Origin of the sequence: Saccharothrix sp. ST-888 (genome assembly GCF_000955975.1) — a bacterium.
Lineage (GTDB): Bacteria > Actinomycetota > Actinomycetes > Streptomycetales > Streptomycetaceae > Kitasatospora.
On the sequence record NZ_JYJF01000043.1, the window covers coordinates 1 to 18,834 of the forward strand.

Below are 18,834 nucleotides of genomic sequence, written 5' to 3' on the forward strand. Positions count from 1 at the left end.
CCAGCCCGACATCGAGGTGGTCGGCGAGGCGGACGACGGCGAGCAGGCCGTCGAACTCACCTGCCGGCTGGTGCCCGACGTCGTCCTGATGGACATCCGGATGCCCCGTCTGGACGGCCTGGAGGCCACCCGCAGGATCGGCGCCCAGGCTTCGCTCGCCGCCGTCAAGGTGGTGGTCCTGACCACCTTCGAGCTCGACGAGTACGTCTTCGAGGCGCTGCGCGCGGGCGCCGCCGGATTCCTGGTGAAGGACACCGAACCGGCCGACCTGCTGCGCGCGGTCCGGGTCGCCGCAGCCGGTGACGCGCTGCTCTCGCCCGGCGTCACCCGGCGCCTGATCGGCGAGTTCGCCGCCCGCTCCAAGGCACCCGCTCCGGCGGCGACCGACCTGGCCCGGCTCACCGACCGGGAACGGGAGGTGCTCGCGCTGGTCGGCATGGGCCTGTCCAACGAGGACATCGCCCGCCGCCTGGTGGTCAGCCCGCTCACCGCCAAGACCCACGTCAGCCGGGCCATGGTGAAACTCGGCGCCCGCGACCGGGCGCAGCTGGTGGTCCTGGCGTACGAGACCGGCCTGGTCAGGCCGGGCTGGCTCGGCTGACCGGAGCGCGCCGGGCGTGCCTCACGCGGGTGCCGGACTACGGCGTACCCTCCTCGGCCAGGCAGAGGATGTTGCCCTCGCTGTCCTTGAACCAGGCGCACCGCATGCCCTCCGCCTCCGCGACGCCGTCGACGGTCTTCAGCCCCGGCATGTCGTACTCCTCGAAGACGACCCCGCGCGACCGCAGATCGGCCATCTCGGCGTCGAGGCCGGTGACCTTCCAACTCGCCAGGGTGTGGGCGGCCTTGCCGCCGTTGGGCGTCCGGTAGACCGAGAACCGGGTGCCGCCGCTCTCGAAGCGGACCTCCTCCGCCGACTCCACCGCCGGCTTCAGCCCCAGGGCGTCCCGGTAGAACGCCGTGGCGCGGGCGAGGTCGACGGCCGGGATCACGGCGTAGACGGGGGCGTCAGTCAACATCTCCACCACCTCCTGCCACCAGGCTAGGCAGCTCCGTGCCGGCCGGCACGCGGCGGCCGGCCCACTGCCTCGACCGGTCCGCCCGGTCCGCCGCTACTTCCCGGGGAGTAGCGCAACTGCCGCTGCCGGTAGGACGCGTGGCGGCGCCTGCGGCGGGATGCTCGACGTATCCCGGACCGAGGACCGTGCACGAGGAGATGCCTTCGATGACCATGCTGAACGCAATGCCGCCGGCCGTACTGCCGCTCGCGGATCACGGCCACTGGAACGGCCCGGGCCCCGGCCCGTGGCTGCTGCTGATCCCGCTCTTCTGGCTGGCGCTGATCTTCCTCGTCGTGCTCGTGCTGCGGCGTACGGTCTGGCGTCGGCGCTGCGCTGCCTTCGGCGACAGCCCGCTCGCCGTCCTCGGGCGGCGCTATGCCCAGGGCGAGATCGACGCGGACGAGTACCGGGCCCGGCGAGCGGTGCTCTCCGAGCAGGTGGACAGGCGTGGGGGAGGGACGTCGGCCCGCGGCAAGCAGCCGTAACGGGCGGGCCGTTGCCCGTCACAGCGACCGCCGGCCGGGGTTCGGACGCCCCGGCCGGCGGTCGCCGCTGTGGGGGCCGTCTCCGAAACTCCCATCGGAAAGTCCGATAAGCGGAAGCTGGAGCACCTACAACGATTACTTTTCGTAGTCAATTGTTACACTCGGTTGGTCGTACCTGTAGGGATTTCGCCGAGTTTTCGCAGAGTTGAGAGGGCTTGCCATGAGCGTCGAGACGCTGGACGTGGACCGTTCCGACACGGAGTACCGGGCCTGGCTGAAGGAGGCCGTCCGCAAGGTGCAGGCCGATGCCAACCGCTCGGCCGACACGCACCTGCTGCGCTTCCCGCTGCCCGAGCAGTGGGGCATCGACCTCTACCTGAAGGACGAGTCGACCCACCCGACCGGCAGCCTCAAGCACCGGCTGGCCAGATCGCTCTTCCTCTACGGCCTGTGCAACGGCTGGATCAGACCCGGCAAGCCCGTGATCGAGGCGTCCAGCGGCTCGACCGCCGTCTCGGAGGCGTACTTCGCCAAGCTGATCGGCGTGCCGTTCATCGCGGTGATGGCGAAGACGACCAGCCAGGCCAAGATCGACCTGATCGAGTTCCACGGCGGCAGCTGTCACCTGGTCGGCAACCCCGGTGAGGTGTACGAGGTCTCGGCGCGCCTCGCCGAGGAGACCGGCGGCCACTACATGGACCAGTTCACCTACGCCGAGCGGGCCACCGACTGGCGCGGGAACAACAACATCGCCGAGTCGATCTTCGCCCAGCTCCGCCTGGAGCCGCACCCCGAGCCCACCTGGATCGTCGCCACCGCCGGCACCGGCGGCACCTCCGCCACCATCGCCCGCTACGTCCACTACCTCCAGCACGACACCCGGATCTGCGTCGCCGACCCGGAGAACTCCTGCTTCTTCGAGGGCTGGGTCAACCACGACCCGTCCGCGACCTGCGACAGCGGCTCGCGGATCGAGGGCATCGGCCGCCCCCGGATGGAGCCCAGCTTCGTGGCCGGCGCCGTGGACCGGATGATGAAGGTCCCCGACGCCGCCTCGATCGCCGCCATCCGGGTCCTGGAGCACCAGCTCGGCAAGAAGGCCGGAGCCTCCACCGGCACCGGGTTCTGGAGCGCCCTGCGGATCGTCGCCGAGATGCGGGCGTCAGGTCAGCAGGGCAGCGTCGTCACGCTGATCTGCGACCCCGGTGACCGCTACCTCGACAAGTACTACTCCGACGACTGGCTGGCCGGGCAGGGCATCGACATCGCCCCTCACCAGGAGGAGCTGGAGGCCTTCCTCAACGGCACCGGCCTGCTGGGCTGACCGCCGGACCCGGCGGCGGCCCGGCCGGACGGGAGCGGTCAGTCGGCCAGGATGAGTTCGCGGACGTGCTCGCGGGCCGCCGCCGCAGCCTCGGCGGGGAGGGCGGAGTCGGTGACCCAGGTGTCGACCTCGGCGAGGGCGGCGAAGGTGGAGAGGCCGACTATGCCCCACTTGGTGTGGTCGGCGACGGCGACGACGCGCCGGGCCGAGGCGACGAAGTTCCGGTTGGTCTCGGCCTCGGCGAGGTTGGGGGTCGAGAGGCCCGCCTCGGGGGAGAGGCCGTGGGTGCCGAGGAAGAGCAGGTCGAAGTGGAGGGAGCGGATGGCCCGGTCGGCGATCGGGCCGACCAGGGCGTCCGAGGGGGTGCGGACACCGCCGGTGAGCACGACCGTCGCGCCGGGGGCGCCGTTCTGACGCTGCGCCCGTTCGAACACGTCGGCGACCCGGACCGAGTTGGTGACCACCGTCAACTGGCTTGTCTCGGTGAGGTGTTGGGCCAGCGCGTAGGTGGTGGTGCCGCCGGAGAGGGCGATCGCGCTGCCGGGGGTGACCAACTGTGCGGCAGCCACGGCGATCTGCTCCTTGGCGGAGGGCTCGAGCACCGACTTGGCCTCGAAGCCCGGCTCGTGGGTGCGGGCCTCCTCGACCACCACCGCGCCGCCGTGCACCTTCTCGATCACGCCGCTCCTGGCCAGCGCGTCCAGGTCCCGACGGATCGTCATGTCGGAGACGTTCAGCTGCCGGGTCAGCTCGTTGACCCGGACACCGCCGCGCCGCCGGACCTCGTCGAGGATCAGTGCGCGCCGCTGCTCGGCCAGCAGATTGCCGTTGTCGGCCACGTGTCACGCCTCCGGGGTTGGCTCGTCCGTGCCATCCTCGCAGATGGCCGGAGCGGAAGGTCAGCCGGGCAGATCGGCGGGGACGAGCAGCTGGAGGTCCTCGGTGGACGGGTCGGGGAGCTGGGCGACCCGCATCGCATGGCGCTCGACCATGGTCTCGAAGACCAGCCGGGCGGTGCGGCCGTTGCCGAAGGCGGGCCCGCGCTCCAGTGAGCCGAAGTGGTCGAACAGGGCGGCCTCGGCGGCCTCGCTCAGGGCGTACTCGTGCTCGGCGCACTGGGCGCGGGCGATCTGCAGCAGTTCGGCCGCCGAGTAGTCGGGGAAGGTGACGGTACGGGAGAACCGGGAGGAGACACCGGGGTTGGTGGAGAGGAAGCGTTCCATCTCGGCGGTGTAGCCGGCCACGATCACCACCACCTCGTCGCGGTGGTCCTCCATCAGCTTGACCAGGGTGTCGATCGCCTCCCGGCCGAAGTCCCTGGCCCCGTCCTCGGGCGCCAGCGCGTACGCCTCGTCGATGAAGAGCACCCCGCCCCTGGCCCGGTCGAAGGCGGCCTGGGTCCGGATCGCGGTGGACCCGATGTGCTCGCCGACCAGGTCGACCCGGGCGACCTCGACCAGGTGGCCGCGCTGGAGCACGCCCAGCGAGGCGAGGATCTCGCCGTAGAGCCGGGCGACCGTGGTCTTCCCGGTGCCGGGGGAGCCGGTGAAGACCAGGTGCCGACGGAGCGAGGGCGCCTTCAGCCCGGCCTGCCGACGCCGCCGGCCCACCGAGATCAGGTCGATCAGGGCGCGGACCTCCTGCTTGACGGTGGCCAGGCCGACCAGCGCGTCGAGTTCGGCCAGCGCCTCGTCGGCCGGGCGGCAGTCGGGGATCGGGGCGATCTGCGCGACGGAGGCGGCGGTGGCCAGCGGCGCGGCCGAGACCTGCCCGACCCGGACGGCGGCTGTGGTCTGTGCCGCCTGCACCGCCGGTGCGGGCGGCACAGGGTGGGCGGGCTGGGCGCTGCGCGGTGCCGGGACGCCCTGCGAAGCCGGTACGTCGTCGGACACGCAGCCCTCGGTGACCGGTCCGGGCTCGGAGAACTCGAAGCCCGCCCGGCCGTTCTGCTCGGCCCGGCACCGGGTCAGCACGGTGCGGCAGCCGTCGATGATGTGGAAGCCGAAGCCCTTGCCGTGCGAGACCCGGCAGTCCTCGAAGCTGCCGCGCCCCTGCGCCGAGATGTACACGGCGGCGTCGGCGCTGCCCCGTACCGTGCACTCGCGCAGCTCGGGGTCGGCGCCCTTGGTGACGATGACGCCGGTGGCGACCTCGGAGATCTCGCAGCCGGTCAGCCGTCCGCCGCTGCCGTGGTCGCGGAACCACAGGCCGGTACCGGCCTCCTGGATACGGCAGTCGGCGAGGGCGACGGTGGCACCGCTGCTGACCGAGACGGCCGAGCTGCGGATCCGGCTGAACGAGCAGTCCTTGGCGGTGGCGCGGGAGTCCCGGTCGAGGACGAACAGGGCGTCGGGGAGGTCGTGCAGCGAGCAGTCCGTGAGGGTCAGTTGGGCGCCGTCGCTGACCCAGACCGCCGGATAGTCGCCGTCGCTGCTGTGGATCTCGCTGGCCAGCGCCTCGACCCGGGTGCCCTGGTCCCAGATCGAGAGCGCGCCCCGGCCGAAGTCCCGGACGGTGCTGTGCTCCAGGACCAGCCGGGAGCGGCCGCGCAGGTCGGCGGCGTTCTCGGGGAGGTCGTGCACCCGGCAGCCGGTGAGGGTGAGTTCGGCGTCGGTGTCCAGGGTGAGGCCGTTGCCGGAGACCCGGTGGATGGTGCAGTCGGTGAGCCGGCCCACCGCCTTCGCCTCCGCCTGTACTCCGCTGCCCCGGATCTCGTAGATCTCGCAGCCGGTCAGCTCGGCACCGCTGCCCTGGTCGGCGAGGAGCAGCCCGGCGCCGCTCGCGTGGTGCAGGCGGCAGCGGTCCAGCCGGGCGGTGGCCCCGCCGAGGACGGCGAGTCCGGCCTGCCCGGCGTCGGCCAGCTCGCTGTCCTCGATCACGGCGGTGGCCTGGGCGCGCAGCCGGACGCCGAGACCGGAGGGGTTGTGCACGGTGCAGCCGCGCAGGGTGGCGCGGGCCCGGTCGGCGATCTCGACTCCGACCGAGGAGCGGGCCGCGACCCGGCAGTTGACCAGCTCGGCGGCGGCCTCGGGGCCGGTCACCAGCACGGAGGGGACGGATAGTTCGGCTCCCCCGATCACCAGGTCGCGTACCGTCACGGCGGCGCTGACCAGCAGTGCGACCCTGCTGGGCGGATCGATCCTGACCGTGCCGGGGCCTTCGGCGGCGAGCAGGGTGACCGGCTTGTCGATCACCAGGCTCTCCCGGAACGTGCCGGGGCGGATCGTCAGGGTGTCGCCGGGCTCGGCCACCGCGAGGGCCTCGTTGAGCGTTTCGTACTCCCCGGCGCGCCGCCGCCACCGAGAGGCGCTGTCCTGCGTGACCCGGACCCTGTGCTCACCCATGACGATCCGTCATCCCACCTTCGTCGAACCTGCCCGCCCCGTGCCCACGGTAGCGTGCCCGGCCCGGCTCCTCGGACGCTCAACCTTGGACAACGAGCGAGCAGACTTTCGGTTCCGGTTCCGAGGTACGGTTCCGGCTCCGGGTACGGCTCCGCTCCTGCTTCCGCGTACGGCTGCCGCGGCCGCCCCCGGGCGGCCGCGGGTCAGCCGCGGCGGTCCGGCTGCGGGATCGGGCCCGCTTCCAGCACGGTGACCTCGTCGCCGAGCCGGACGGTGCCGAGCAGATCGCCGGTGACACCCTCCGGCCGCTCCGGGATCAGGTTCTGGCCGAAGACCAGCCGCTTCCCGAAGCGGTGGTGCCTGGCCAGTGCCCGCAGCGGTTCCTGCGACCGGCGCTCACCGGTCTCCTGGTCGGTGGTGGTGATCACGCACCGGCCGCACGGCTTGACCACCCGGAACGTCAACTCGCCGACCCGGATCCGGTGCCAGCCGTCCTCGGCCCAGGGCTCGGTGCCGGAAACCACCAGGTTGGGACGGAATCGCTCCATCGGGAGCGCCTCGCCCTTGACCGGGTCACCCGGGTGGTCGGCGGCGAGCAGCTCGTTCAGCGCGTCGAGCGAGGCCGTCGTGGTGACCAGCAGCGGAAAGCCGTCGGCCATCGAGACGGTGTCGCCCGGGGCGGAGTACTTGGCGCTCACCGCCCGGCTGAGCGGGTTGTCCAGGTGCAGCAGCCGGACGCCGGGGAACCGCTCACCGAACCACCGCTGCGCCTCCTCGGCCGCCAGCGCCGCCTCGAAGACCGAACCGAAGATGTCCGCCTTGACCACCTCGGCGCCGCTGGCACTCGACGGGGCGGCCACCTCCAGCCGGGCCCCGTCCGGGCCGGTCACGCTCAGCGAACCGTCCGGCCCCGGCAGCACCCGGTACCGGCCGACGGCCGGGTTCTCGCGCTGCGTGTACGCCTTGCCGAGTTCGTCCACCAGCATCCAGCGGCGGTCCCCCAGCAGGCCCCAGGGCTCGACCTGGGCACTCTCGGGGCTCAGGCGGTAGGCGGACTTCAGCGGGTGGATGTGAAGTGCGGTGAGCTGTGGCATGTCGCCATCCTGCCAGCATCGGTAGCGCGTATGTGCGAGGGCCGTCCCTGCCGCAGACCTGCTGCGGTGGGGACGGCCCTCGCTGTCGACCCTTGCCCTGCCGGGCCCGGCGCCCTCGTTCGCCGGGCCCTGTGGTTCTGGGGGTGTGCGCGGTCGGTCAGTAGGCGTTCGCCTGGAGACCGGCCTGCGGGTTGGCGAACTGCTGGCCCGGAGCCTGCTGGTACTGCTGCTCGCCGTACTGCGCCGGACGCTGCGGCTGGACCGGCCGCACGGGCGCGACCGGCGCGGCGCGGAACTGGTTGCCGCCGAAGCTGTGGTCGGCGAACCCCTGCTGCGCCTGGCCGCCGAAACCCTGGGCACCGAACTGCTGACCGCCGAAGCTCTGCCCGTTCTGCCCGTTCTGCCCGGGCATACCAGGACCGCCGGACGGCTGGCCGGCGAAGCCCTGCGGCGCCGAGGCGAAGCTGTTCTGCCCGCCGAAGCTCTGGCCCGCCTGCGGCTGGAACGACTGGGCCGGGGTGGGGACCGGGGCCATCGGGCGCTGCGACGGTACGACCGGCTGCATACCGCCGTAGGCGGGTGCGGACGGCTGCGGCGCGGCGGTGTAGCCGGTCGGAACCGGGGCCGACTGCGCGGGCAGGTACGCGGTGGCGGGCCCGCTGCTGCTGGGACCGGGGCCGAGCGCGAGGCGGGCCGGGGGCAGCGCGGGCAGGTTGCCCGCCGGGCTGTCGAAGCCCGGAGTCCCGAAGCCCGGGGCGGCGAGCCCGGGCGAGGGGATGGCCGGGGCGGGCAGGGCCGGGGCACCGAAGCTCTGGGTGCCGAACTGCTGGCCGCCGAAGCTCTGGGCACCGGGGCCGTAGCCGGGTGCACCGTAGCCGGGTGCCGAGCCGTAGCCGGAGGGGAGGGCCGGGGGCAGGGCGGCAGGCACGTTGATCGGGGCGATCTGCGGCACCCCGCGCTCTGCGACGAGGCTGTCGTAGATGGGCGTGCCGGAGGAGAAGGACGGAGAGGGGTAGCCGACTCCGTCGTAGGAGCGGGGCGAGGTCATGGGGCATACCGTAAGCCCAACTCTGCCTGCTGAGGAGACTGGGAGGGTGAGGAGTTCGAGTGTTTACAGAGTCTTCGCTCGCACAAAACGCTCGAACATGTTTAGATCCGACATTTCGTCGCCCTGATCCGGCCAGTCCGATGCCTGACGGACAGTCGAACAGTGGACGAACGTTATCTTCCGGACGTATTCCGGTGCCCTCGTCGCGAACCGAGGGCGTGCGGACGGCCCCGGCGAGCCCCCCGGCGCCCGCCGGAGGGCGTCGGCCGAGGTCAGCGGGTCTGCACCGCCTGGGCCGGGAACCCGGGCCGGCCGGCCAGCTCGGAGGTGCAGTGGGCGCAGCGGGTGGCCGCGACCGGCACCTGGCTCAGGCACTCGGGGCAGTCGGTCATGGCGACCGGGGTGTCCTTCACCGGGTGGAACCGGTCCTGCAGCCGGCCGACCGGCACCACCACGAAGAAGTAGATCACCGCGGCCACCAGCACAAAGCTGATCAGGGCGTTCAGGAACGCGCCGTACGGGAAGGTGGTGCCCGCGACCGAGAAGTGGTTCTGGCTGACATCGCCCACCGCGCCGGTCGCGACGCCGATCAGCGGGGTGAGGAAGGCCGTGACGAACCCGGTGACGACGGCGGTGAAGGCCGCGCCGATGACGATACCGACGGCCAGGTCGACGACGTTTCCGCGCAGCAGGAAGCTGCGGAATCCCTTGAACACCGGGAACTCCAAACTCGGGGGGCGGGCATGAGAGCGGGGCCGACGGGCCCGGCTGACGATCCTGCCGACCCAACGACCGTGTGGTCCAGCCGAGTTCACCTGAACTGGCTAACCTTCGCAGCCGTGTCCCAGCATCGAATGCGCGTCCCGGGGTTCGGCCCTGTGACGGAGAACTCGATTCGAATGCGGAAGATGTGACGCTGGCTCAGAAAGAACGGGAGCCGCCGGGCCCGGTGGACCGGCCCCGGCGGCTCCCGTCGAGCGCCCGCTCAGACCGACTGTTCCTGGCTGCGGGAGTGCGTCTGCGCCGAGGCGGCGGCGACCGGTGCCACCGGGCCGCCGGCCCGGCCGCGCTGCGAGCGCGAGAGGACCAGGTACAGCGCCGCCGCGACCAGCCCGGAGAGCAGGAAGCTGATGTCGATCCCACCGCTCAGCGGCAGCAGCGGCCCCTGGTAGACGGGAGTGTCCACCGCGCACAGGCCCACCGCGCTGCCGCCCACCCAGGCCGTCGTGGCGGGGATGTTCCAGCCAGCGCGGTACCAGTAGATCCCGCCCCGGGTGCGCTGGTTGAGGACCTGCAGTGACTGCTGGTCGTAGTCGCCCCGGCAGCGCCGGAAGCCGATCAGGGTGATCACCGCCCAGGGCGTGCCGATCGCGGTGAGCACCAGCACGAAGGAGGTCACCGCGTCCTGCGCGTTCCACACGAAGTGGCCGAGGAAGACCAGCACGGTGGCGAGCGCGGCGACCACGTAGGTGGCCTGGAGGCGGGTGGCGCGCGGCAGGATGGCGTCCAGGTCCAGGCCCATGCTGTAGAGCATCAGACCGGTGTTGCCCGCGCTGCCCAGCAGGCCGTTGACGACCAGCGGCAGCAGGAACCAGGCGGGTGCCCCGGCGACCAGCCCGGCGACGTAGTTGTCCCCGGCGTGGGTGGCGACGGCCGTGAAGGTGCCGAACAGCTGCGGGATCAGCAGGCCCAGGAACAGGCCGCCGATGGTGGACCAGAGCACCTTGCGCGAACTGTGGCGGGTCGGCGAGACGTACCGGGTGTAGTCGCCGAGCAGGGTGATGAAGGCGATCGGGCCGCTCAGCCCGGCGGAGACCACGGCCAGCAGCCAGGTCTGCCAGAAGCCGCCCAGCAGGTAGTGCCCGTGCACGGCGGCGTCGAAGTGCGGGGCGAACGCGAACAGGCCCGCCACCAGCAGCACCGACATCGCCCACATCAGCACCCGCTCCAGCTTCAGCAGCAGCCGGTAGCCGAACACCGCCGCCGTCGCGCTGAGCACCGCGAGCACGCTGTACGTCGCCACGTAGGCCGCGCCGTCGGTGGGCAGGCCCAGCATCCGGTTCAGCGAACCGACCACCACGTCCCCGCCCACCCAGAGGGCGAGCGCGGTGTAGCCGAGCGAGAGCAGCAGACCGACCACCGAGCCGATCAGCCGGCCGCGTACCCCGAAGTGGGCACCGCTGCTGGTGGACAGGTTGGTCGCGGTGCGCAGTGACACCAGCGCCAGCGGGGCGGTCAGCACGATGCCCACGGCGGTGCCCAGGACGAGGGCGGTGGTGCTGGCCCAGAAGGAGAGCCCGAAGGAGACCGGGAGCCAGCCGAAGACGACGACGCCGAAGGCGAGGTTGGAGCCGACCAGGATGCTCAGCACGTCACGCGGTGTGCTCGTCCGCTCGGCCTCGGGGATCGTCTCGACACCATGCTGTTCGATCAGCGAGCCGGCAGGGGATTGCGACATATGGTGGTCTTTCCATGCGCTCTGCACAACGGCCGGAGGGGACGGTCGTCGGTCGCACGGCACGAGGAAGTGCACCGAGCCTGTTCATGATTGGCTTTCGGGCGGTTCACGCACAACGGATGATCGTCCACACACCGCCGGGGAACTCCTGTACGTCTCTGTACGGACATACGGGCGCAAGCACATTCAAACTGCTCTGATCGGGTGAACGGCCCCCGCTGCCCCGGGCGGTGGCTGGCCGGTGGCTCTGCGTGACTGGCAGGCTGGCGCGCGTGACCTCCCTGCTGCGCACCGTCGCCCTCCTCGCCCTCGCCGGTGGACTGCTCACCGGCCCCACCGCCACCGCCGCCCCGGACGTCCCGCACGACGGCGGCCAGGTCGTCCACCTCGACCACCCACGGCCGGTCCGGACCATGGAACGCCAGGAGGCCGTCGAGTTCTTCTGGTACGGCTGCCCGCACTCCTACGAGCTGGAGGCCCCGCTGGAGCAGTGGGCCGCCCGGCACCGCGGCGACGTGGCGCTGCGCCGGATCCCGGCGGTCTGGGCCGGCGGCCCCGACGAGCAGGCCCAGCTGGCGCACGCCCGGCTCTACTACACGCTGGAGAAGCTCGGCCAGGTGGACCGGATGCAGCTCGCCGCCTTCCGCGCCGTCCGGGAGCAGGGCGAGGACCTGACCGGTGCGGAGCAGGCCACCGACTGGGCGCGGCGGCAGGGCATCGACGCCGCGGCGTTCCGCGCCGCCTACCGCTCCCCGGAGGTCGACAAGGCGACCAACGGGGCGTCCGCCCTGCTGGTCCGGTACGAGGTGAGCGAGGTCCCGACGGTCCTGGTCAAGGGCGGCCGGTTCCGCACCTCGCCCAGCCGGGCGGGCAGCGTGCAGCAGATGCCGGAGATCCTGGACGACCTGGTCGCCCGCGCCTGAGCGCCCGGGCCGGCTAGCCGCCGGTACCGGTGTCGGCCGTCCGCCGCAGGACCAGGGTGACGAACCCGAAGGTGTCCCGGTAGCCGACGAGCCACCCCGCCCGGTGCTCGGCGGCGACGGCCGCGGCCTGCGCGCTGTCCGGGTCGTCGGGGTGGTCCAGCGCCCAGGCGGCGAGCGAGCCGGTCCAGCAGAACTCGTAGTCGTCCAGTTCGGGCCGACTGCTGACGTACCCGTACACGGGCGTCCACCCGGCGGCCACGACCTTGTCGACCGTGGTCGCCAGATCGTCGTAGTCCGTGGCGGCCATGCCGCCCAGTCCCGCCAGCGCCGCCTCGGTCGGCTCCTGCTGCCAGAACGCCTCGCCGACCAGGGCCAGGCCGCCGGGCGCCAGGTGCCGGTCGATCGCGGTGAGCGTCGGCAGCAGGCCGTCGAACGCATGGGTCGCGCCCACGCACAGCACCGCGTCGAACGGCTGGGGACCGCTGAACTCGCGGGCGTCCTGGTGGTGAAGACCGAGCCGCTGCGCGACCCCGAGTGCCGTGGCCGCCTGGTGGGCCTGCGCCAGCCCCCGGGTGTCCAGGTCCACGCCGACCGCGTGCAGCTTCGGCCGTGCCGTCAGTGCCCGCAGCAGCCAGGCGCCCTCACCGCAGCCGAGATCCAGGACGCGCCGGGTGTCGGCACCCAGGAGACGGTCCAGCAGCCGCTGCACCGATTCGTCGAAGAGTGGCGCCGCGATGGGGTGGTCGGTGTGGGCGATCCGCGAGATCAGGTGACGGTCCATCAGGCCAGTGTGCGGCCGAGGAAGGCGGGCTGTCTCCTGACTTATCGCGGTGACCCGTCCCGGCCGGGGCCCGAGGGCGCCCTGCTCCCGCGCACCCTCACCCGTACGTCCGGCCCTTCCAGGCCGCACCCCGGCCGCGCCAGTGCTGCACGGCCGAGTCCACCGTCATCAGCAGGTAGAGGAAGGCGGTGAACGGCAGCAGCAGGGCGGACCAGCCGGGCTGCCGGTAGTAGCGCAGCATCGGCAGGAAGGTCGCCGCCATCAGCGTCCAGGCCGCCCCACCGGCCGCCGCGACGCCGGGCCGCCCGGCGGCCAGCCCGGTCAGCGCGGCCACCGGCGGTACCAGGTAGACCAGGGCCAGCCCGGCCACCGTCCCGGCGAGCAGCAGCGGCGAGTGCCGCAACTGCGCGTACGCGCTGCGCGAGACCATCCGCCACAGCAGCGCGAGCCGGGGGTAGGGGCGGACGCTGTCCACCTGCTCGGCCAGGCCGAGCCAGGTCCGGCCGCCCGTCGACTTCACCACGCGGGCCAGCGACACGTCGTCGATCACCGCTCCCCGGATCGCCGCGATCCCGCCCGCCCGCTCCAGCGCCTCCCGGCGGACCAGTGAGCAGCCGCCCGCCGCCGCGGCCGTCCGGGCCCCGGGGCGGTTGCTCCACCGGAACGGGTACAGCTGGGCGAAGAAGTACACGAACGCCGGGACGATCAGCCGCTCCCAGCCGGTGGCGACCCGCAGCCGGGCCATCTGCGAGACCAGGTCGAGGCCGTTGCTCTCGGCGGCGGCGACCAGTTCGGCGAGCGAGTCCGGGCCGTGGGCGATGTCGGCATCGGTGAGCAGCAGGTAGTCGACCGGGCCGGCCAGCTCGACGCCGTGCCGCAGCGCCCAGAGCTTGCCGGTCCAGCCGGGCGGCAGCGGGGGCGGCGTGGCGACGGTCAGCGGCAGCCCGCCGGTCCGCGCGAGCCGCCGGGCGAGTGCGCCGGTGCCGTCGCCGCTGTGGTCGTCCACCAGGACCACCCGGGCCCGGCCCGGGTACTTCTGCGCCAGCAGGCTCGGCAGGCTCACCGGCAGCACCTCGGTCTCGTCCCGCGCCGGGACCACGATCGCGACCTCCGGACGGCGCCCGGGCGGCCGGCGGGGCGGCAGCCGCTGGTCGGTCCGCCAGAACAGGCCGTGGCCGCAGGCCAGCCAGAGCCAGCCGAGCAGGGACACCACCGACAGCCAGAGCAGTAGGGTCACCCCGGCAGTCTGCCCCAATCCGGCCGCGCGCTCCCGGCTCCCGCGCCCGGCCGCCGACCCGGCTGCCCCTGGGGCGAGTCACGGCGTCCAGTAGAGTCGTCCCCTGTGAAGATCGCACTGATGGACTCCGGGATCGGCCTGCTTCCCACCGCCGCAGCCCTGCGTCAGCTCCGGCCGGACGTGGACCTGGTGCTCTCCTCCGACCCCGACGGCATGCCCTGGGGCCCGCGCACCGCGGCGGACATCACCGAGCACGCCCTCGCGTGCGCGAGAGCCGCCGCCGCGCACCGCCCGGACGCCCTGGTGGTCGCCTGCAACACCGCCTCCGTGCACGCCCTGGAGGCGCTGCGAGCAGAACTGGAGCCCGGTCTTCCGGTCATCGGCACGGTCCCGGCGATCAAGCCCGCCGCGGCCGGCGGCGGCCGGGTCGCGATCTGGGCCACACCCGCCACCACCGGCAGCCCCTACCAGCTCCGGCTGATCGAGGAGTTCGGCGGTGCCGCCGCCGAGATCACCGGGATCGCGTGCCCGGGGCTGGCCGAGGCCATCGAGCGTGGGGACGACGCCGCCATCGACGCCGCCGTCGCGGACGCCGCCTCCCGTACCCCCGCCGGTACGGACACCATCGTGCTCGGCTGCACCCACTACGAGCTGGTCGAGGAGCGGATCCGGGCGGCCGTCGGTGCCACGGGCGGCGCCGGGCCGGTCTACTTCGGCTCCGCCGGGGCGGTCGCGGCCCAGGCCCTGCGGCGGATCGGCGATGCCGCGGCCGCCCGGGGCACCGCCGGCCTCACCGTCCTGCACAGCGGCCGCCCCTCCCGGCTGCCGGCCGCGGCGGCGCACTACGCCCAGGGCCTGGCGCTGGTCACGCCCGTTCCCGCCGCGGGCTGACCGCGCCCGGGGCAGCCCGGCGGCAGGAGGCGGCTCGGACCGACGTGCACATGGGGGCGGCGTCGCGTGGCGATGGCTGTCGCCTGGACCCCGACCTTCCTCCAACTCTCCGGCCGGGGACCCCCACCTTCACCCACCCCCCATGTGCCGGTCGGTCTCAGTCCCCGTCGGGGTGTCTGCGCAAGCGCTGCACCGCCGGTTCGAGCCCCGAGAGGATGGTGTCGAACCGGCGGGTGGAGGTCATCGAGTCCACCTGCAGCCGGCTGATCCGCAACGGGTGGGCCGGCAGCCGGGGGCCGAGCCGGTGGTCCGAGAGGAAGCCCAAGCGGTAGCCGAGGCCGCGCAGCACCGAATCCGCCCGGGGTTCGTACCCGCCGTTGGGATACGCGAAGGCCGTCGGCGGCTCACCCAGCCACTGGGTGAGCGACCGGTGCGCGCCCACGATCTCGGCGGCCACCGTCGCATCGTCGCACCGGTTCAGGCACGGGTGGCCCATGGTGTGGTTGCCGATCGCCACCTTCGCCGCCCGCAGCGCCCGCAGGTCCTCCGGACCGAGCTGCTCCTGCCCGGGTGGACGGCGTCCGGCACTGACCCGCAGCTCGTGCAGCGTCCGCCGGCGGTCCGGGTCGGGCAGTGCCTTGAGCCGGGTCAGCAGCTGGTCGGGACGGCCGTCGGCGGGCAGCGAACGGGCCTGACCGCCGTGCTGCGCCAGGAACGCCGCCTCGTGCCACCAGAACGGGCGGTCCGTGCCGATCAGCTCGGCGATCACGAAGGCCGCCGCCGGGATCCGCCGCGCCGCCAGGGCGGGCAGCGCGTGCGTCAGCACCGTGCGGTCGGCGTCGTCGAAGGTGATCAGCACGCTGCGCGGCGGCAGCGGCCGGCCCTCGGAGACCGCCCGCTCCACGGCCTGCAGCGAGACCGGGGTGGCGAGCTGGCGCAGCCGGTCCAGCTGGGCGCCGAAGGACCGGGGGTCGGTCACCCCGTGGTACGCGAGGACGGCCAGGCGCTGTGCGGCCCGGGCCCGGAAGAGCGGCTGGGCGGGGGAGAACCGCAGCCAACTGCCCCGGTCCCGCTCGGGCGGGGCAATGGCGGGGAAGGCGGACGGCGACCGGCCGCCGGGGCGGTTGCCGGGGCGGCTGCTGACAGTGGTGGATTCGGGATACGGCACAAGTCCCCCTCGGTCGCCGATGCGGCGTGGTGGCGCCGCCGGAGCGCCGGGTAAACGGCTCCGGCACCAGGGCGCGGCGGCTCCGCACCCGGGATCTCCGGCCCTCGGCAGGGGACTCCCAACCCTCGCCGGGGACGGTCCTGGATGGTCCAGCTGTTGCAGTTGAACCGGTGGTCTGGCTCCTTCGATGTAAGGGAGACCACCGAAGTCCCGCGATGGTTGTACGGCGGCTCATGGATTTTTGCGGCGGTACGAGGGACGCTCAAGAGGCGCGCTGAGGCTCGGCGGCGCCCGCGCGGGGGCGCACGGCCGCACTGCGGCGCCGGGTGGCCCGGGTATACGGTGAGTGTCATGGGAGAGACGCGGAGTGACCGGCCCGAAGGCCGTGTTGCACGGCTGTTCGGGGGCTGCGCCCTGGAGCGCCACCGGCTGCTGCTCGGTCTGGTCGGCGCAGCCTGCCTGGCCGCCGGGATCCTGGTGGCGGTGGTCGTCCCGGACAGCGACGGACCGGCCTGGGCGATGGCGGTGGCGGGCTGCCTGGCGGCCGGAGTGCTGCTGCTCACCCGGGTGGCGCTGGCCCTGTTCCGGAGCACCGGCCCCTGACCCGGGCCGGTTCGCGCTTCCGGTCGGAGGGGCTGCGGGTGCGGCGTGCGCCGGGCGTACGCCGGGGGTGCTCGCTGGTGGTCCGCTCGGTGCCCGGCACGTAGGGTCTGCCCATGGCTATCCCTCCCTTCCTCGCCGAACTCCGGTCCTTCGTGGGAACCCGGCCGCTCTGGCTCTCCGCCGTCACCGCCGTGGTCCTGGACGAGCAGGGGCGCCTGCTGCTCAACCGCAGGTCCGACAACGGCCGGTGGGCGCTGATCGGGGGCATCCTCGACCCCGGGGAGGAGCCGGCCGACGCGATGGTGCGGGAGTGCCGGGAGGAGACCGGGGTGACGGTGCTGCCGGAGGCGCTGACCTCGGTGACCGTCTCGGAACTCCAGCAGTACCCGAACGGGGACCGGGCTCAGTACCTGGACCTGACCTTCCGCTGCCGTCCGCTGTCCGGCGAGGCAAGGGTGAACGACGACGAGTCGTTCGAGGTCGGCTGGTTCGAGCTGGCGGCCCTGCCCGAGCTCGACGAGTACGCCCGGCGCAGGATCGACATCGCGCTGGCCTTCGACGGCAGGACCGTCTTCGCCCTTTCGAGCTGACCGCCCCCGACAGTCCCTGCCGCTGCCCTGCCTCGGCGAGGGCGTCAGAGCTTGTGCTGGCGGTACATCTCCTCCGCCGCGTCCAGGACCGCCGAGAGGTCGCCGCCCGCGGTGGCGGTGGCCACGGCGGCGACCGCGCCCTCGACGAACGGGGCGTCGGCGAAGCGGACCGGGAAGGGCAGCCCGTGCTCGTCCGCCTCGGCCAGCAGGGCCCGGACGGTGCTCACCGCGGTGCCCAGGTCGGCGAGGACGGCGACCCCGTGGCCCTGGTCGACCCGGCGGGCGGCTGCCGCGATCAGGACGGCGCTGGTCCCCGGGCCGTCACCCAGGCTGCCGCCGGTGGTGGCGACCGGGGCCGGGTCCTCGCTGTGCGCCAGGGCCACCGCCAGCGCGCCGGTGGCGGCGGCGAGTTCCTCGCTGTGCGAGACCAGCACCACGCCGACCCGGCCGTGGCCGGTCGGCCGGGTCGACCGGGGGGCCGGGGTCTCGGGGTGCGGCGCGGAGGGCGCGTTGGAGATCGGGATGACATCGGCCTCGGGGGCGTCCCGGCGGTTCATCGGCTGCTCCTGTCGGCCAGTGTCGTGGAAGGTGCGGGCTCGGCGGACTCGATGGGGCGTGCGACCAACACTCTCGCAGCCCGGCGCGTCCGCCGGGGCGAACCGGGCCGTGTCATCCGTTAGCACAGTCCACGCCGGGACACGGCCGGAACCGGCCTACTGGCCCCGGTCGGAGGAGACCTGGGCGCAAGCACTTCCGTGCGGGGCGGGCGTGGCTACGCTGGGGCTTCGGACGACGTCGGGAGGAGCACACCAGTGGCCACTATCGGGACGAGCGTGGAGAGCGGCGGTACGGGGACCCTTGAGGGCAGCCGGAAGCCACAGTTGGATCTCACCGATGCCGAGTGGCTCTCCAGCAGCCAGGGCGTGGGCGATGTGCAGATCGCCTTCGTCGAGGGGTACATCGCGATGCGGGACGGCCGGCAGCCGGAGGGGCCGGTGCTGGTCTTCACTCCGGCGGAGTGGCGCGCGTTCGTACTCGGCGCCAGGGACGGCGAGTTCGACCTCACCTGACCCGGCTCGACCGATCAGGGGCCGGCTCCTGATCGGAGTGGAGCAGTCCGGTCCCGGTCCGGCTCGATCCGGCCGGGGCCGGGCGCGCCGGGAGGTGTGCACGGCGGGACGGGTGCGCGGCGGCCGGAGCCGTATCCGCAGGCCCGGTCCGTTCGTGGTGTGTCAGGTCGGCTCCGCCCGTGGGGCGTTGGGGAATCCCGGCGCGGATCGCCGGACGCTTCCCGGGGCTCGGCGCGAGCGCTCGGCGTGAGCCGAGAATAAATCTGGTGGCCGAAAACTCGTTGACTGTTAGACAAGCAACGGCCCACAGTATGAGCAGACAACAGACGCCGTGCCGACCGCCCCCACGCGGCCGTACACGGCGCCTGCTGTACAGCCCGGCACGAGTGCCGAGCACCTCCCGTAGGTGAATCCCCGAACGCACCCGGGTGCGTCGGCCGGTCCCGGCCTCCGAAGAGGTCGGCAGTCGCCGGGAGGCGTGGCTCCAGGCGCCCGAGAGCGACTCAGGCGTGGAACCGATGCCCGGGATCCGCACGCCCCCACGCGGCGGTGTCCCGGACAGGTCCGCGAGTGCGACGGGCCTGGGGCCCCGCGAACCTGGCTCTTGGTGTGTGCTGTGGTGCTACTGGTGGTCTGTGGACGGCTGGAAGTGATCCGGCGGGTCTGTTGTGTCGCATGACGGTGTGCACAGTGAGGAACGCGCACGCGGGCGCGCTGCGACATGCCGCCCCCCGGTGGATCGAGTCCACAGCGGCTG

The 18,834-nt window shown here is 73.1% G+C and carries 19 protein-coding genes; 8 read left to right on the top strand and 11 right to left on the bottom strand.

From position 1 onward, the window contains the following. Positions 1 to 601: response regulator (locus UK12_RS15785; RefSeq protein ID WP_045303608.1), on the top strand; the 601-nt coding region annotated here is incomplete at its 5' end. 37 nt (positions 602 to 638) lie between these two features. Here UK12_RS15785 and UK12_RS15790 read toward each other — a convergent pair. After that, entirely contained in the window at positions 639 to 1,019 is a 381-nt protein-coding gene (locus tag UK12_RS15790; protein WP_045303609.1) for a VOC family protein, read from the bottom strand. A 206-nt stretch (positions 1,020 to 1,225) separates the two neighbouring features. Here UK12_RS15790 and UK12_RS15795 point away from each other — a divergent pair, with 206 nt between their 5' ends. Together UK12_RS15795 and UK12_RS15800 are read left to right on the top strand one after the other, a co-directional pair. After that, positions 1,226 to 1,546: an SHOCT domain-containing protein gene (locus UK12_RS15795; protein ID WP_197084892.1), complete on the top strand. Its 321-nt coding sequence runs from the start codon at positions 1,226 to 1,228 to the stop codon at positions 1,544 to 1,546. A gap of 220 nt (positions 1,547 to 1,766) precedes the next feature. Further along, positions 1,767 to 2,870, top strand: coding sequence for a PLP-dependent cysteine synthase family protein (locus UK12_RS15800; protein ID WP_045303610.1), 1,104 nt, complete (start codon positions 1,767 to 1,769; stop codon positions 2,868 to 2,870). 38 nt (positions 2,871 to 2,908) lie between these two features. Here the strand turns inward: UK12_RS15800 and UK12_RS15805 are convergent, their stop codons facing one another. From UK12_RS15805 to UK12_RS15830, 6 genes are all read right to left on the bottom strand, one after another. Continuing rightward, complete coding sequence (locus tag UK12_RS15805; RefSeq protein WP_197084895.1) at positions 2,909 to 3,691, bottom strand: DeoR/GlpR family DNA-binding transcription regulator; 783 nt, start codon at positions 3,689 to 3,691, stop codon at positions 2,909 to 2,911. Between the two features lie 78 nt (positions 3,692 to 3,769). Further along, the gene (locus UK12_RS15810) at positions 3,770 to 6,214 is read right to left on the bottom strand and encodes a right-handed parallel beta-helix repeat-containing protein (RefSeq protein WP_045303612.1); all 2,445 of its coding nucleotides are present in this window, start codon (positions 6,212 to 6,214) and stop codon (positions 3,770 to 3,772) included. 203 nt (positions 6,215 to 6,417) lie between these two features. Beyond that, positions 6,418 to 7,308, bottom strand: a complete 891-nt coding sequence (locus UK12_RS15815) for an MOSC domain-containing protein (protein WP_045303613.1) — start codon at positions 7,306 to 7,308, stop codon at positions 6,418 to 6,420. A 157-nt stretch (positions 7,309 to 7,465) separates the two neighbouring features. Then, positions 7,466 to 8,356: a DUF6643 family protein gene (locus UK12_RS36615; RefSeq protein WP_052681910.1), complete on the bottom strand. Its 891-nt coding sequence runs from the start codon at positions 8,354 to 8,356 to the stop codon at positions 7,466 to 7,468. A gap of 272 nt (positions 8,357 to 8,628) precedes the next feature. Then, positions 8,629 to 9,072, bottom strand: coding sequence for a large conductance mechanosensitive channel protein MscL (mscL, locus tag UK12_RS15825; protein ID WP_045303614.1), 444 nt, complete (start codon positions 9,070 to 9,072; stop codon positions 8,629 to 8,631). A gap of 269 nt (positions 9,073 to 9,341) precedes the next feature. Beyond that, positions 9,342 to 10,814: a purine-cytosine permease family protein gene (locus UK12_RS15830; RefSeq protein WP_045303615.1), complete on the bottom strand. Its 1,473-nt coding sequence runs from the start codon at positions 10,812 to 10,814 to the stop codon at positions 9,342 to 9,344. Positions 10,815 to 11,086: 272 nt separating this feature from the next. Between UK12_RS15830 and UK12_RS15835 the strand changes: the two genes are divergently transcribed. Continuing rightward, positions 11,087 to 11,737 carry a thiol:disulfide interchange protein DsbA/DsbL gene (locus UK12_RS15835; RefSeq protein WP_045303616.1) on the top strand — a complete coding sequence of 217 codons (651 nt, stop codon included), beginning with the start codon at positions 11,087 to 11,089 and terminating at the stop codon, positions 11,735 to 11,737. Between the two features lie 13 nt (positions 11,738 to 11,750). On the opposite strand, the gene UK12_RS15840 is transcribed toward UK12_RS15835, so the two are convergent. Together UK12_RS15840 and UK12_RS15845 are read right to left on the bottom strand one after the other, a co-directional pair. Continuing rightward, positions 11,751 to 12,518, bottom strand: coding sequence for an SAM-dependent methyltransferase (locus UK12_RS15840; protein WP_045303617.1), 768 nt, complete (start codon positions 12,516 to 12,518; stop codon positions 11,751 to 11,753). A 97-nt stretch (positions 12,519 to 12,615) separates the two neighbouring features. Next, positions 12,616 to 13,755, bottom strand: a complete 1,140-nt coding sequence (locus tag UK12_RS15845) for a glycosyltransferase (protein ID WP_045303618.1) — start codon at positions 13,753 to 13,755, stop codon at positions 12,616 to 12,618. A gap of 105 nt (positions 13,756 to 13,860) precedes the next feature. On the opposite strand from UK12_RS15845, the gene UK12_RS15850 reads away from it, so the two are divergent. Then, entirely contained in the window at positions 13,861 to 14,646 is a 786-nt protein-coding gene (locus UK12_RS15850; protein WP_045303619.1) for a glutamate racemase, read from the top strand. A gap of 157 nt (positions 14,647 to 14,803) precedes the next feature. Here the strand turns inward: UK12_RS15850 and UK12_RS15855 are convergent, their stop codons facing one another. Then, a complete protein-coding gene (locus tag UK12_RS15855) occupies positions 14,804 to 15,814 on the bottom strand; it encodes a polysaccharide deacetylase family protein (protein ID WP_082119652.1) in 1,011 nt (336 codons plus the stop codon). Between the two features lie 351 nt (positions 15,815 to 16,165). On the opposite strand from UK12_RS15855, the gene UK12_RS15860 reads away from it, so the two are divergent. After that, positions 16,166 to 16,417, top strand: a complete 252-nt coding sequence (locus tag UK12_RS15860; protein ID WP_045303620.1) for a hypothetical protein — start codon at positions 16,166 to 16,168, stop codon at positions 16,415 to 16,417. Positions 16,418 to 16,530: 113 nt separating this feature from the next. Further along, on the top strand, positions 16,531 to 17,007 hold the full coding sequence (locus UK12_RS15865) for an NUDIX hydrolase (RefSeq protein WP_045303621.1): 477 nt from the start codon (positions 16,531 to 16,533) through the stop codon (positions 17,005 to 17,007). A 44-nt stretch (positions 17,008 to 17,051) separates the two neighbouring features. On the opposite strand, the gene UK12_RS15870 is transcribed toward UK12_RS15865, so the two are convergent. Next, the gene (locus tag UK12_RS15870) at positions 17,052 to 17,564 is read right to left on the bottom strand and encodes a PTS-dependent dihydroxyacetone kinase phosphotransferase subunit DhaM (RefSeq protein WP_082119653.1); all 513 of its coding nucleotides are present in this window, start codon (positions 17,562 to 17,564) and stop codon (positions 17,052 to 17,054) included. Positions 17,565 to 17,819: 255 nt separating this feature from the next. Between UK12_RS15870 and UK12_RS15875 the strand changes: the two genes are divergently transcribed. Beyond that, positions 17,820 to 18,077 carry a DUF397 domain-containing protein gene (locus UK12_RS15875; protein WP_442973797.1) on the top strand — a complete coding sequence of 86 codons (258 nt, stop codon included), beginning with the start codon at positions 17,820 to 17,822 and terminating at the stop codon, positions 18,075 to 18,077. Positions 18,078 to 18,834: the final 757 nt, after the last annotated feature.

Excerpts from the sequence above, each read along its gene's own strand:
- UK12_RS15790 (WP_045303609.1), bottom strand. The coding sequence starts at position 1,019 with ATGTTGACTGACGCCCCCGTCTACGCCGTGATCCCGGCCGTCGACCTC.
- UK12_RS15795 (WP_197084892.1), top strand. The coding sequence starts at position 1,226 with ATGACCATGCTGAACGCAATGCCGCCGGCCGTACTGCCGCTCGCGGAT.
- UK12_RS15800 (WP_045303610.1), top strand. The coding sequence starts at position 1,767 with ATGAGCGTCGAGACGCTGGACGTGGACCGTTCCGACACGGAGTACCGG.
- UK12_RS15810 (WP_045303612.1), bottom strand. The coding sequence starts at position 6,214 with ATGGGTGAGCACAGGGTCCGGGTCACGCAGGACAGCGCCTCTCGGTGG.
- UK12_RS15815 (WP_045303613.1), bottom strand. The coding sequence starts at position 7,308 with ATGCCACAGCTCACCGCACTTCACATCCACCCGCTGAAGTCCGCCTAC.
- UK12_RS36615 (WP_052681910.1), bottom strand. The coding sequence starts at position 8,356 with ATGACCTCGCCCCGCTCCTACGACGGAGTCGGCTACCCCTCTCCGTCC.
- UK12_RS15830 (WP_045303615.1), bottom strand. The coding sequence starts at position 10,814 with ATGTCGCAATCCCCTGCCGGCTCGCTGATCGAACAGCATGGTGTCGAG.
- UK12_RS15840 (WP_045303617.1), bottom strand. The coding sequence starts at position 12,518 with ATGGACCGTCACCTGATCTCGCGGATCGCCCACACCGACCACCCCATC.
- UK12_RS15860 (WP_045303620.1), top strand. The coding sequence starts at position 16,166 with ATGGGAGAGACGCGGAGTGACCGGCCCGAAGGCCGTGTTGCACGGCTG.
- UK12_RS15865 (WP_045303621.1), top strand. The coding sequence starts at position 16,531 with ATGGCTATCCCTCCCTTCCTCGCCGAACTCCGGTCCTTCGTGGGAACC.
- UK12_RS15870 (WP_082119653.1), bottom strand. The coding sequence starts at position 17,564 with ATGAACCGCCGGGACGCCCCCGAGGCCGATGTCATCCCGATCTCCAAC.